Below are 13,816 nucleotides of genomic sequence, written 5' to 3'. Positions count from 1 at the left end.
CCGGATGGCAAGCGAGGGGAGCGCGTCGGCGCGGTCCGGGAGTCGGGATCCGCTTCAGCCGACGCGCTGTCCAAGTACGAGAATTCGGGTGCGCATGGACCAGACCATGCCCCCGGGGCGCCGGGGGTGTCAAGTTCGTGGAACCCGGGTCTCACTATGTGAGCGCAATGGCCGAAGCGTCCTCTTCCGGCAGCGCGAACGCTCCCAGGGCCAGCGCGTCCCGTACTCGCTCCTCCTCCAGTGGTTCGCAGTAGGCCATGCCCTGCGCGTGCCGGCAGCCCAGCGCACGCAGCACCTCGGCCTGCTCGGGCAGGTCGACTCCCTCGGCCGTCGAGTCCAGGCCCAGCTCGCCGGCGATGCCGATCATCCCGGCCGCGATGGCGCGCAGCCGGGGCGACTCGGCCAGGCCGTCGACCAGGCCCCGGTCCAGCTTGAGCACGTCCACCGGCAGCCGGCGCAGCGCGGCGATGGCGGCGTGGCCGCTGCCGAAGCCGTCGAGCGCGATGCGCACGCCGAGGCGGCGCAGCGCCACCAGGCGCCGCTCCAGCTCGTCCATGCCGGCCCGGGTGTCGCTGTCGGCGACCTCGATGGTCAGCGCGCCGGGCGGCAGCCCGTGCCGCATCAGCAGGGCCTCCACCAGTTGCGGGGACATGCTCCGGTCGGTGAGCCGGGCGGCGGACATCCGTACGGTCACGGGGATGCCCATGCCCGCCTCGTACCGCTCGGCGGCCTGCTCGACCGTCGCCTCCAGCAGCCAGCGCGCCAGCTCCGCGGTACGGGCCCGGTCCTGCCCGCTGCCGCGCCCGCCGGTGTCCGGCGGGCCCTGCATGAACTCGGCCGGCGTGTGCACGATGCCCTGCGCCGAGCGCCAGCGCGGCTGCGCCGAGAGCGCCGCCAGCCGCCCGCTGGACAGCTCCACCACCGGCTGGTGGACGAGCGTGAACTGCCCGTCGTCCAGCGCGGAGCGCAGCCGGTTCGCCATCTCTATCCGGCGCACCACCTCGGCCTGCATCTGCGGCGCGTACAGCTCGACCCGCGCCTTTCCCGCCTGCTTGGCGCGGTACATCGCCAGGTCGGCGTTGCGCATCAGCTCCGCGGGCGTGCTGCCGGGTTCGGCGAAGGCCACGCCGATGCTGGCCGCGACCCGCACCTCGACGCCGCCCGCGGTGTACGGCTCGGAGAGCCGCACCCGCAGCCGGTCGGCGACCTCGCGGGTACGCCGCTCACGCCCGGCGCCGTCGGACCGGTTCTCGCCCGCCGCGCCGCCGACGAGCAGCACCGCGAACTCGTCGCCGCCGAGCCGGGCCGCGGAGTCCCCGGAGCGGATCGACTCCTGCAGCCGGCGGCCGGCCTGGATGAGCAGCTCGTCGCCGGCGGCGTGGCCCACGGTGTCGTTGACCGCCTTGAAGCCGTCGAGGTCGATGAAGAGCACGGCCGCGTTCGCGTCCCCGGCCCGCCGGCCGCCCAGGGCGTGGCCGACACGCTCGGTGAACAGCGCCCGGTTCGGCAGGTCGGTGAGCGCGTCGTGGGAGGCGCTGTGCTGCAACTGCGCCTGGAGCCGGACGCGCTCGGTGACGTCCCGGGAGTTGAAGATCAGGCCGTTGTGGTGCCGGTTGACCGTCGACTCGACGTTCAGCCAGCCGTCCTCGCCGTAGCCGCCCTCGCCGCCGGCGCGGGCGCCGCGGCGGCCCCGGCCGGCCCGGAAGCGGCACTCGATGCGGATCGAGCGCGCCCCGCCGGGCGGCGCCGACAGGAACCGGCGCACCTCGTGCAGCACCCGGCCCAGGTCGTCGGGGTGGATGAGCCCGGCCAGCTCGCAGCCGACCAGCTCCTCCGGGTCCGTGCCGTAGACCCCCTGGGCGGCCGGGCTGACGTAGCGCAGCACGCCGGACGGCGCCGCGATCATGATGACGTCGCTCGAACCCTGCACCAGCGAGCGGAAGTGGTTCTCCTTCTGGGCGAGCTCCTGGGTGAGGCTGATGTTGTCCAGCAGCATGATCGCCTGGCGGACGACCAGCGCCAGCACGACCGTGCAGGCGGTCATCAGCACCACGCGGTCGACGCTGCGGCCGTCCAGCAGGTTGTACAGGATCCCCAGCGTGCAGACCCCGGCCGCGAGATACGGCGCGAGCGCGCCGATGTGCCCGGCGATGGGGCGGCCGCGCTCCTTCTGGCCGTGCTCCTCGGCCTCCTCCGCCTCCTCGGCCCTGCCGACCCAGGGGGCGTACGCGAGGAGCACCGAGCCGGCGAACCAGCCGGCGTCCAGCAACTGCCCCGAGCGGTACTGCTCCTGGAGCAGCGGCGAGGTGAACAGCGCGTCGCACAGCACCGTGAGCACCAGCGCGCCGATCGCCGTGTTGATCGCGGAACGGCCCGCCGCGGTGCGCCGGAAGTGCAGCGCCAGCACCATGCTCACCAGCACGATGTCCAGCAGCGGGTACGCGAGCGAGAGCGCGACCCGCGGCACCGACTCGTCGTCCCCCGCGGCGTGCGCCAGGGCGAGCGTCCAGGAGATGGTGAGCAGGGAGCCGCCGATGAGCCAGGTGTCCAGGCCCAGGCAGATCCAGCCCGCTCTGCTCACCGGCCGCCGGGCCAGCACCAGCAGCCCGATGACCGCCGGCGGCGCGAAGAGCAGGAAGAAGAAGTCCGCCACGGACGCCTCGGGCAGCGGACGCTGGAGCACGACCTCGTACCAGCCCCAGATCCCGTTGCCGATGCCCGCCATGGCGGACGAGACGCCGAACATGACCCAGGCCGGTCGAAAGCGGCCCTGGCGGATACGCGCGTAGTAGAGACACGAGAAGGCGGCCGCGAACGCCGCCGCGCTCAGCCCGAAGTCCCCCATGATCAGGGCGACTCGGGAAGAGCCCCAGCCCAGAGCGGCACCGGTGGCATACCCCGCGCAGAGCACCGCGAGGACCAACTGGGGTACGACCCCCGCGGGCAACGGCGGCCTGGGCACCACCGCCCCGATCGACGCGGTCACCGCGCCCCCCGGCTGCCGGGAGCCGGCTCCGGCCGCGGCCGCGCCGCGACGCCGGCTCTCAGGGCCGGGAGGCGCGCGGGACTGCCGCGCTGCCCGCGTCCCGGAAAGGATTTCCACTTGCCGTGCATGTGCCCATCGCCCCCCTCGATATCGGATGCGCCGCCGGCAGCGGGCCGGCCACGTTGACGTCGGGAGCAATCCCCGCTGCGGACGATACACCAGGTTCGTCACGCAGGGACATACTTCCTCTACGGAGCGTAACTAAAACCGAGAGTTGCGTCTCAACTACGTAGAGTGTTCATGCGGTTGTCCATCAGGCAACGGCGACCACGTGCTCCACCGGTTCACCTGCGGCGAACCGCCGCAACTGGGCACGCAGCAGCCTCTCCGCCCGCGGCCGGAAGGCGGACGTGGGCCCGCCGGTGTGCGGGCTGATCAGCACCCCGGGGGCGTGCCACAGCGGGTGTCCCGGCGGCAGCGGCTCGGGGTCCGTCACGTCGAGCGCGGCCCGCAGCCGGCCCGGTGTCACCTCGTCCAGCAGGGCTTTCGTGTCGACGACGGCGCCGCGGGCGACGTTCACGAGCAGCGCGCCGTCCTTCATCCGGGCCAGGAACCCGGCGTCGACCAGCCCGCGGGTGGCGTCGGTCAGCGGGGTCGTCACGATCACCACGTCGGCGGCGGGCAGCAACTCCCGTACGCCGTCGAGGGCGTGGACGGGACCGCGCGGTGTGGTGCGCGGGGAGCGCGCGATGCGTATGACCCGCTCGCACTCAAAGCCCGCAAGCCGGTCTTCCACCGCGCTTCCGATGGCGCCGTAGCCGAGGATCAGCACGGTCTTGTCGGCGAGCGACGGGTGGAAGCCGCCGCGCCACTCCTCCGCGTCCTGGTGGCGGACGAAGTCGGGGATGCCGCGCAGCGACGCGAGGGTGAGCGCGAGCGCCAGCTCCGCGGTCGACGCCTCGTGCACGCCGCGGGCGTTGCACAGCCGGGCCCCCGGCGGCAGCGTGGACAGCACGGGCAGGAAGTCGTCGACGCCGGCGGTGAGCGTCTGCAGCACCTTCAGCGCCGTCATCCGCGGCACCGGGTCGTGCGTGATCCGGCGCATGTAGGGGGCCACCAGGAACACGCAGTCCGCCGGGTCAGCCGGGAACTCGGGCTCGGCGTCCCAGTGGACGTAGTCGAGTTCCGGCGGCAGACCGGTGATCTCGTCCGGCGGAATCGGCAGCCACACCTGTCCCTCGCTCATGGACACGAGGCTAGGTGATCGACGCGGGCGCGCGGGGTGCGAGGGGGGCGTGCGGAGGCCGGAGGCCGCCGGCCGGGTGTCGGCGGCAGGGTTTAGTGTGCCTTGCGTGGAGCGCAGGACGATCGGGGCGGCGGCCCTGGAGGTGGGCGCGGTCGGCCTCGGCTGCATGCCGATGAGCTGGGCGTACAGCACGTCGCGGCAGCAGGGCGACGAGTCCGTACGGGCCGTGTGCGCGGCGCTCGACGCCGGCGTGAGCCTGCTGGACACCGCCGACATGTACGGGCCGTTCACCAACGAGCTGCTGGTCGGCCGGGTGCTCAAGGAGCGGCGCGCGGACGCGTTCGTCTCCACCAAGGTCGGCCTCCTCGTCGGCGAGCAGCACGTCGTCGCCAACGGCCGCCCGGCGTACGTCAGGCGCGCCTGCGACGCCTCGCTGCGCCGGCTCCAGACCGACGTCATCGACCTGTACCAACTGCACCGCGAGGACCCCGAGGTGCCGGTCGAGGAGACCTGGGGTGCGATGGCGGAGCTGGTGGCGGCGGGCAAGGTGCGCTCGCTGGGGTTCTGCGCGGTCGGCGCGCGGGCGGACCGCCGGGCGGGCGGCGGGATGTACGACGCGACGATCCGCCGGCTGGGCCGGGTGCAGCAGGTGTTCCCGGTCAGCAGCGTGCAGGCGGAGTTGTCGGTGTGGTCGCCTGAGGCGCTGGCGAGCCTGCTGCCGTGGTGCGAGGCGCGGCAGGTCGGGTTCCTCGCGGCGATGCCGCTGGGGCACGGGTTCCTCACCGGCACGCTGACGCCGGGGGAGGGCTTCGAGCCGGACGACATACGGGCCAGGCACCCGCGGTTCACCGCCGAGATGATGGCGGCGAACCAGCCGGTGGTCGCCGGGCTGCGCCGGGTCGCCGGCCGGCACGGCGCGACGCCGGCGCAGGCCGCGCTGGCGTGGGTGCTGGCGCAGGGGGCGCACGTGGTGCCGGTGCCGGGGGCGAAGCGGGCGCGGTGGTCGGCGGAGAACGCCGCGGCGGCGGGGCTGCGGCTGGCGCCGGCGGACCTGGCGGAGATCGCGGCGCTGCCGCCGGCGCAGGGGTCGTGGGAGTAGCCGCGCGGACGGCCTTCGGGCCCGGGGCCGCCGGGCGGCCGGTGCGTACGGGAGCGGGCGGGCGGGCTCGTACGGACGCGTGGCACTCGTCCGTACGGGCGGGAACGCTCCACCGGCGCGCGGTGTACGCCCGGTTGTGATGTGCTGGGTACGTTCCGGCCGCCGCCCGCCGAAGGAGAACCGTCCCGTGAGAGCCCGCGCCTTCACCGCCGTGGCCGCCGCCGCACTCGTGCTCGCCGCCGGCTGCTCGTCGGGCGACGACGACGGCTCCGGCGGGCCGGCCGCGGAGTCCTCCACCGCGCCCGCAGGCAGCGGCGGCGCCGCCGACCGGGGCGAGCCGCCGCCGGCCAAGGGCTCCGCGAAGGTCGTCGGCACCGTCGCCGAGAACCTGGAGACCCCGTGGGGCCTGGCCGAACTGCCCGGCGGCGACCTGCTGGTCTCCTCCCGCGACACCGGCACCGTCTACCACGTGGCGGCCGAGGGCGGGAAGGTCACCGAGGCCGGCCAGGTGCCAGGCGTGCAGCGCGAACCGGGCAACGAGGGCGGCCTGCTGGGGCTCGCGCTCGGCGCCGACGAGATGCTCTACGCCTACCTCACCTCCGACAGCGACAACCGCATCGTACGGATGACGTACGACTCGGACGGGCCCGAGGGCAACCGGCTGGGCGCGCCGGACACCGTCTTCCGCGGCATCCCCAAGGGCGGCCGGCACAACGGCGGGAGGATCGCGTTCGGCCCGGACAAGATGCTGTACGTGGGCACCGGCGAGGCCGGCGACCCGGCGCTGGCGCAGGACAAGGACTCGCTGGGCGGCAAGATCCTGCGGATGACGCCCGACGGCGAACCGGCGCGCGGCAACCCGGAGGCGGGCTCGGTGGTGTACTCGTACGGCCACCGCAACGTGCAGGGGCTGGCCTGGGACGACGACAAGCGGCTGTGGGCGGCGGAGTTCGGCGACCAGAAGTGGGACGAGCTGAACCTGATCGAGCCGGGGAAGAACTACGGCTGGCCGGAGGTCGAGGGCAAGGAGAACCGGGAGGGCTTCGTCGACCCCGTCGTGCAGTGGCCCACCCCGGACGCCTCGCCGAGCGGCATCGCCTTCGCGGACGGGTCGATCTGGATGGCGTCGCTGCGCGGCGAGCGGCTGTGGCGGATCCCGCTGGACGGCACGAAGGCGGCGGCGGACCCGCAGGCGTTCTTCGACGGCAAGTACGGGCGGCTGCGCACGGTGCAGCGGGCGTCGGACGGCGATCTGCTGCTGATGACCAACGAGACGGACCTGCGCGGCACGCCGGAGAAGGGCGACGACCGCATCCTGCGGCTGGAGGTCAGCTAGGCCCTGTCTAGCCGTGTACGCCAGGGGGCGTACACGGACGTGCGGGTGAGGCGCGGGGACTCACCCGCCGTCGAAGAGCCGCAGCCGGTGCGCCACCGCCGCCGCCTCGCCCCGTGCCGCCACCCCCAGCTTCGCCAGGATGTTGGACACGTGCACGCTCGCCGTCTTCGGCGAGATGAACAGTTCCTCCGCGATCTGCCGGTTGCTCCGCCCGGCCGCCACCAGCCGCAGCACGCCCGCCTCGCGCGCCGTCAGCCCCAGCGACTCCGCCGGATCCTCCGGTTCCGCCGGGGCGGCGGCCGCGGTCAGGGCGATCCGGGCGCGGGCCGCCAGGGCCTCCGCGTCGCGGACGAGCCCGGCCGCGCCGAGGTCCCTCGCCGTGTCGTACGCGAGCCGCAGCGCCCGCGCCGCACCGTCCCGGGCGGCGGCCGCGGCCTGGCCGCTCGCGAGCGCCGACTCCGCCCAGCGGTAGCGGGTCACGGCCTGCTCGTACGGCCACTCCAGGTCCGCCCACGCCGCCTCGGCCTCCGCCCAGCGCGCCGTCGCATCGCGGCCCTCGGCCGCGCACAGCTCCGCCTCCGTCATCAGCCCCTGCGCCTCCCACGGCGGCGCGAACCGAGGCAGGTTGCGCATCGCCGCGCGGATCGCGGCCAGCGCCGCGGGCCGGCCCGTCTCGGCCGCGGGCAGGCCGCGCAGCCGGGCCTCGGCGGCGGCCGTGGCGTACAGCAGCGGCCAGGCGTAGCGCTGCATGCCCAGCCGCAGTCCGTCGCCGACGGCCCGCCCGAACGCGGCGCGCACCTCGGCGACCCGCCCCTCCGCGGCGGCCAGCTCGATCACCAGCCCGACGCGCGGCAGCTCGTACTGCGGCTGCCGGTCGTCTCCGAACTCATCCCTGGCGGCAGCGAGTTCTCTGCGCACCAGGGCGTGGTCCCCGCGCAGCAGCGCCAGCAGCGCCCGGCTCAGGACCGCGCTGCCGCGCAACTGCGCGCTGCGCGCGGTGCGGAACTGCGCGTCCATGGCCTCGCCGGCCTCGGCCCAGCGGCCCAGCGACAGCAACGCGTGGGCGCGGTTGCCGTGGCTGAGAGAGAGGAAGACGGCGAGCCCCGAGTCGGCCAGTGCCTCGACCGCCTCCTCCGCGGCGGCCACCGCCTCCCGGGTCCGGCCGACGCTTTCGAGGGCCCCGGGCAGGTTCGCGTACGCCCGGGCCGCGGCCACCACCAGGCCGCCTGCCAGCGCTCGCTCCCGTACAGCATGGAACTCCGCGATGCCGCCCTCGACGTCGCCGGACTGGACCATCATCCAGGCAAGCGGGATCCGCACGGTCAGCTCGGTCTCGTGCGCGCCGACCAGCAGGGCCAACTGCACGGCGCGCTCCGCGGCCTGGATCGCCTCGGCGCCCGGGGTGCGCAGCGCCTCCCAGTTGGCGATCTCGGCGAGCACCAGCGCGTGCACCGGCGACGGCGGCAGGCCGCGGACCAGTTCCTGTGCCCGGTCCAGGTCCTCCCGGCCGTCGCCGCGGCCGAGGGACTGCAGACAACGGGCGCGCTCGACGCGGAACCACGCGGCGCGCAGCGGCGCGCGGGTGCCGAGCAGCCGCAGCGCCCGGTCGCCGAGCGTGATCGCCCTGCCGTACGCGGACGCGAGCCGGGCCGCGAACACCGTCTCGGCCAGCAGGTCGGCGAACTCGGGCTCCTCGGCCCGCGGGTAGGCGCCGCCGGAGTCCGGCACGGTACGGGACCCGGGCGGCGCCTCGTCCCACAGCGCGACGGCCCGCTCCAGCAGCGCGAGCTGGTCGGCGAAGGCGTGCCGGGCGCGGGCGTCCGCGGCGGCGGCGAGGACGGCGGGCAGGGCGCGGGCCGGGTCGCCGGCCAGATACCAGTAGCCGGCCAGCCGCGCGGGGCGCTCGTCGGCCCGTACGAGGTCGGGCTCTGCCTCCAGCGCCTCGGCGAAGCGGCGGCTGAGGCGGGCGCGTTCACCGGGCAGCAGGTCGTCGGAGACGGCCTCGCGCATCAGGGCGTGCCGGAAGCGGTACGCGTCCACCCGCTCGTCCGCCGGGAGCAGCACCCCGGCGCCGATGGCGGTACGCAGCGCGTCGAACAGGGCGTCCTCGCCGAGCCCGGAGACGGCGGCGAGCAGCGCGGCGTCGACGCGGTCGCCGCCGACCGCGGCCAGCGCGACGATCCGGCGGGCAGGGTCCGGCAGCGCCTCGGCCCGTACGAGCAGCAGGTCGCGCAGCGACTCGCCGATCCCGCCGGCGGGGCGCCCGGCGACCGCGCGGCCCGTACCGGTGCCGATGCCCGCGGCCAGCTCCTCGACGAAGAACGCGTTGCCGTCCGAGCGCCCGTAGACCTCCGCCACCAGGTCCTCCGGCGGCTCGCCGCCACGCAGCCCGGCGAGCTGGCTGCGCACCTCGTCGCGGCTGAACCGGGCCAGCTCGAAGCGGCGGACGCCGCGCAGCCGGTCCAGCTCGGCGAGGCCGGGGCGCAGCGGATGGCGGCGGTGCAGGTCGTCGGAGCGGTAGGTGGCGACGACGAGCAGCCGGGCGGCCTGGACGGAGCGCAGCAGGTAGCCGAGGAGTTCGCGGGTGGAGTGGTCGGCCCAGTGCAGATCCTCGACGACCAGCACGAGCACCCGCTCGCCGGCCAGCTTCTCCAGCATCCGGGCGGCCAGCTCGTACAGCCGCGCCCGCCCGGCCTCGCCCTGCGCGGCCGCCGGCAGATCGGGAATCGGCCCCAGCTCGGGCAGCAGCCGGGCCAGCTCCCCCTGCTGCCCGGCGACGGCTTCGTCCAGCCGGTCGCCGAGGCGGCGGCGCAGGGCGCGCAGCGCGGTGGAGAAGGGTGCGAAGGGCAGGCCGTCGGCGCCGGACTCGATGCAGTTGCCGACGGCGGTGATCGCGCCCGCGGCCTCGGCGCGCGCCAGGAACTCCTCCACCAGACGGGACTTGCCGACGCCCGCCTCGCCGCCGACGAGCACGGCGCACGGCTCCCCCGCGGCGGCCCGGTCGTACGCCTCCGTCAGCGCGCCCAGCTCCGCGGCGCGGCCGACGAAGACCCGGGCGCCGGTACGCGTGCCGGCGTCCGCGGCTGCCGACTCCAGGGGCTCCGGGGACTCCACGCGACCGAGCATCGCACGTCACGCGGCCGGACGCGGCGCCGGCCCGAAGGTCGCCGGGGGACCGGGTGCGGCCGGGGGCGTAGGGCTCGTAAGAGGGGGTCCCCGGGGCTCGTAAGAGGGGCCTTAGGCCGCGGGGCCCGGCCGGGGCGGGCATCTAAGGCGCCGGGCGCTCGGAGATGAGGAAGTCGCCCGATGCGCCGCACCCCCCTGGGAGACGAGTCTTGAGGCACAGGGAGAACACGGCGAGGACGCCGACTCACAGGGGAGCGAAGATGTACGACTACGAGATCCACCGGGCCAGGTCCGCCGAGCTGCGCCGCGAGGCGGAGCAGTACCGGATGGCGCGCGGCGCCACCGCCGCCCGGCGGGCGCGCCGCCGCGGCGCGGCCGGCGAGCCGGGCGGGACCGCCGCCCGCCGCGGGAGCTGGGTGAAGGCGGCCTGAGGATGGCCGCCCCGCCGGCACCTGTCGCCGGGGCCGAGGCGCATGACATCCTCGGTGGCGTGAGAGCCGTCCGCCTCAGCCCCGTACTCGCAGGGCGCACGGAAGAACTCAAGACACTCGACGCCGCGCTCGCCCGCGCTTCCGCGGGCGAGCCGCAGGCGTTCGTGGTGGCCGGCGAGGCCGGGGTCGGCAAGACCCGCCTCGTGGAGGAGTTCCTGGCCGCCGCGCGGGCCGCGGGCGCGGTGACCGCGGCCGGCGGCTGCGTCGAGCTGGGCGCGGACGGGCTGCCGTTCGCCCCCTTCACCACCGCCCTGCGGGCCCTCCAGCGCGAGCTGGGCGACGAGGCGATCGCCGCGGCCGTCGGCGGCCGCGAGGAGGAGCTGTCCCGGCTGCTGCCCGACTCCTCGTACGCCCCCCCGGCCGGCGCCCCGCCGCACGAGCGCGACGGGCGCACCCGCCTCTTCGAGCTGACCGCGCAGAGCCTGGAGCGGCTGGCCGCGGACCGCACCGTCGTCCTCGCCCTTGAGGACCTGCACTGGTCCGACCGCTCCACCCGCGAGCTGCTGTCCTTCCTCTTCCGCACCATGCAGGCCACCCGGCTCGTGGTGCTGGCGACGTACCGCTCCGACGACATCCACCGCCGCCACCCCCTGCGCCCGTTCCTCGCCGAGCTGGACCGGCTGCGCTCCGTACGCCGCATCGAGCTGGCCCGGCTCAGCCGCGACGAGGTCGCCGCCCAGCTCACGGGCATCCACGGCACCGTACCGACGCCCACCCACGCCGACGACATCTTCCGGCGCAGCGAGGGCAACCCCTTCTTCGTCGAGGAGCTGTCGGCCAACCCCGACTGCAGCCTCAGCGAGTCGCTGCGGGACCTGCTGCTCGTCCGGGTCGAGCGGCTGACCGAGCCCGCCCAGCAGGTGGTACGGGTCGCCGCCGAGGCCGGCAGCCACGCGGAGCACGCGCTGCTCGCCGCGGTCACCGGCGAGGGCGAGGACGCGCTGCTGGAGTCGCTGCGCGCGGCCGTCGCCCACAACGTGCTCGTACCCGACGAGGACGGCGAGTCGTACCGCTTCCGGCACGCGCTGCTGCGGGAGGCGGTCCGCGACGACCTGCTGCCCGGCGAGCGCTCCCGGCTCAACCGCCGCTACGCGGAGGTGCTCCAGGCCGACCCCACGCTCGTCCGGGCCGAGCAGCGGCTCACCCGGATCGCCCGCCACTGGCACCACGGCCGGGACAGCACGCGGGCGCTGCCCGCGGTGCTGGCGGCGGCGGTGGAGGCGCGCTGCCGGCACGCCTTCGCCGAGCAGTACGAGCTGCTGAAGCGGGCGATGGAGCTGTGGGACGACGTGCCCGGCGAGGTACGCGCCCGGCTGCGGCCCGCGGACGGGATCGAGGACTACGAACCGGGCGCCGCGGAGACCCCGCTCACCGAGCTGGACCTGCTCGCCGAGACCGTCGTCGCCGCCCGGCTCGCGGACGAGCAGGAACGGGCGCTGGCGCTGACCCGGCGGGCGCTGGAGGCCATCGACGAGAGGGCCGAGCCGCTGCGCGCGGCGTGGTTCTGGGTGCAGCGGCACTGGCTGGTGGAGCAACTGGCACGCGGCGACGGCCGCGCCGAGCTGGACCACGCACTGCGGCTGGTACGCGACCTGCCGCCGTCGCGGGTGCCGGCGCTCGCGCTGACGGCCGCGGCGAGCTGGGAGATGCTGCACCGGCCCGGTCGCCCGGAGGGGCTGGCCGTCGCCGAGCTGGCGGTGCGGACCGCCGCCGCGGCCGGCGAGGAGAACCTGGAGCTGAACGCCCAGGTGATGCTGGGCATCCACCTGGAGGACTCCGGCCGGGAGAACGTCGGCCTGGAGATCCTGCGCGAGGCCCGCGACCGGGCCCGGCGCAGCGGGGACTACACGGCGGCGGCGCGGGCGGAGCTGAACCTGTCCGCGGCGCTGGAGAACCTGGGCCGTTCACGGGAGGCGGCGGAGGTTGCGGCCGACGCGGCGCGGGCGGCGGCGAGCCGCGGACGGCGCGACAAGGTGGCCTTCTCGCTTGGCAACCAGATGGACTCCCTGGTGGCGATGGGCCGTTGGGACGAGGCGGAGCGTGTCGCCGACCGGGCGGAGCGGGACGCGGTCGTCGCCCTGACGTACGGCAACCTGGCGCAGGCCCGGGCCCGGCTGGCGCTGTTCCGCGGCGACGTGGCCCGGGCGGAGACGCTGCTCGCCGCCGCGCGGGACCGGCTCGGGCCGCAGCAGAGGCAGCCGCAGATGGCGATCCCGCTGAGCACGCTGACGGCGGCGGTCGCGGCGGCCCGCGGCGACCTGACGGGCGCCCGCGAGGAGGCCGCCCGCACCATCGACGCAGGTCTGGCGCCGGGCGTACACCGGTACGCCTGGCTGCTGCTGCTCGTCGCGGCGGAGGCCGAGGGGGACGGGCGGCGGGTGCCGGCGTTCGCCCGGGGCACCGCCGCGGCGCTGGCCCGGATCCGTACGGCGGCGGCGGGGCTGTCCTGCTCGGCGCCGGTGTGGGCGGCGCACGCGCTGTTCCTGCGCGCGCAGTTGGCCCGCGCCGCCGGCGACCCCGACCCGGCGCCGTGGGCCGCGGCGGCGGCCGCGTTCGAGCCGCTGGACCGGCCGTACGAGCTCGCCCGGGTACGGCACCGGTGGGCGGAGGCGCTGCTGGCCGCCGGCGACCGGGAGGGCGCCGCGCCCCTCCTCGCCGACGCCCACGCCACGGCGGGCGCCCTCGGCGCCGTCCCCCTGCGCACGGCGGTCACGGCGCTGGCCTCCCGCGCCCGCGTGTCCCTCGGCGGCCCCGACCCGGCCCCGGCGGACCCGGTGCGGGCGCTGGGGCTGACGTCGCGGGAGCAGGAGGTGCTGAAGCTGGTGACGGCGGGACGCAGCAACCGCCAGATCGCAGAAGAGCTGTTCATCTCCCCGAAGACGGCGAGCGTGCACGTGTCCAACCTGATGGCCAAACTCGGCGTCTCCGCCCGCGGCGAAGCCGCGGCGACGGCACACCGCCTCCGGCTCTTCGAGGACGCGTAGGACGCTCGGCCGCGACCCGCGGTCCGGCTCCGTCTGAGGCGGTCGGCGGCGGACGTAAGGCACCTGAGGCCCCCGGCGGCGGTGAATCCCCGGGGGCCTTAGGCATGTACGCGCGCGTAGGTGCCCCGGGTAAGGCGGCGGGCGCCCGGAGATGCGGAAGTCTCCCGATGTGGCGGACCCCCCTGGGCCGCGAAGCTGGAGTCACACCGCAAGAGACCAGCAGAAACGCAGGGGAGAACGAGATGTTCGCGTACCAGATGCACGAGACCCGCTCCGCCGACCTGCGCCGCGAGGCGGCGCAGTACCGCCTCGCCCGCGAGGCCGCCGTCGCCCGCCGGGAGCAGCGCCGCGCGGCCCGCCGGGCGCGCGTCCTGGCCCGCTGGGTGAAGGCCGCGTGACATGCCGTACGGAGCGGCGGATCGGCATGCGGTCCGGGCCACGGGGAGACGAGACCCCGCTCCCGGACCCGAGGACCCCGGGCGGCCGGCCGCTGCCCCGCCGAGCAGCGGCCGCCGCCCCCACAGAAGACCGGACCAGGACACGCTCAC

8 protein-coding genes are annotated in these 13,816 nt (G+C 75.8%); 5 read left to right on the top strand and 3 right to left on the bottom strand.

Annotation, left to right across the window (positions count from 1 at the left end):
* Window positions 1-154 precede the first annotated feature (154 nt).
* Window positions 155-2,986: a putative bifunctional diguanylate cyclase/phosphodiesterase gene (locus OG946_RS27815; protein ID WP_326798727.1), complete on the bottom strand. Its 2,832-nt coding sequence runs from the start codon at window positions 2,984-2,986 to the stop codon at window positions 155-157.
* 313 nt (window positions 2,987-3,299) lie between these two features.
* Window positions 3,300-4,232, bottom strand: coding sequence for a 2-hydroxyacid dehydrogenase (locus OG946_RS27810; protein ID WP_326798726.1), 933 nt, complete (start codon window positions 4,230-4,232; stop codon window positions 3,300-3,302).
* Window positions 4,233-4,338: 106 nt separating this feature from the next.
* On the opposite strand from OG946_RS27810, the gene OG946_RS27805 reads away from it, so the two are divergent.
* Together OG946_RS27805 and OG946_RS27800 are read left to right on the top strand one after the other, a co-directional pair.
* Window positions 4,339-5,331, top strand: a complete 993-nt coding sequence (locus OG946_RS27805; RefSeq protein WP_326798725.1) for an aldo/keto reductase — start codon at window positions 4,339-4,341, stop codon at window positions 5,329-5,331.
* Window positions 5,332-5,518: 187 nt separating this feature from the next.
* On the top strand, window positions 5,519-6,667 hold the full coding sequence (locus OG946_RS27800) for a PQQ-dependent sugar dehydrogenase (RefSeq protein WP_326798724.1): 1,149 nt from the start codon (window positions 5,519-5,521) through the stop codon (window positions 6,665-6,667).
* A 60-nt stretch (window positions 6,668-6,727) separates the two neighbouring features.
* Here OG946_RS27800 and OG946_RS27795 read toward each other — a convergent pair whose 3' ends face one another.
* A complete protein-coding gene (locus tag OG946_RS27795) occupies window positions 6,728-9,793 on the bottom strand; it encodes a helix-turn-helix transcriptional regulator (RefSeq protein WP_326798723.1) in 3,066 nt (1,021 codons plus the stop codon).
* A gap of 260 nt (window positions 9,794-10,053) precedes the next feature.
* Here OG946_RS27795 and OG946_RS27790 point away from each other — a divergent pair, with 260 nt between their 5' ends.
* The 3 genes from OG946_RS27790 to OG946_RS27780 all read left to right on the top strand — a co-directional run bounded on the left by OG946_RS27790 (window position 10,054) and on the right by OG946_RS27780 (window position 13,666).
* Window positions 10,054-10,224 (top strand): hypothetical protein, encoded by a 171-nt coding sequence (locus OG946_RS27790; protein ID WP_326798722.1) that lies wholly within the window; start codon window positions 10,054-10,056, stop codon window positions 10,222-10,224.
* A 2-nt stretch (window positions 10,225-10,226) separates the two neighbouring features.
* A complete protein-coding gene (locus tag OG946_RS27785; protein WP_326798721.1) occupies window positions 10,227-13,268 on the top strand; it encodes a helix-turn-helix transcriptional regulator in 3,042 nt (1,013 codons plus the stop codon).
* 242 nt (window positions 13,269-13,510) lie between these two features.
* Window positions 13,511-13,666, top strand: coding sequence for a hypothetical protein (locus OG946_RS27780; protein ID WP_164716126.1), 156 nt, complete (start codon window positions 13,511-13,513; stop codon window positions 13,664-13,666).
* Window positions 13,667-13,816 lie beyond the last annotated feature (150 nt).

This window comes from Streptomyces sp. NBC_01808, assembly GCF_035917395.1.
Taxonomy (GTDB): domain Bacteria; phylum Actinomycetota; class Actinomycetes; order Streptomycetales; family Streptomycetaceae; genus Streptomyces.
Note: the sequence above shows the minus strand (reverse complement) of the source record. Positions and strands in the feature narration are given on the sequence as shown.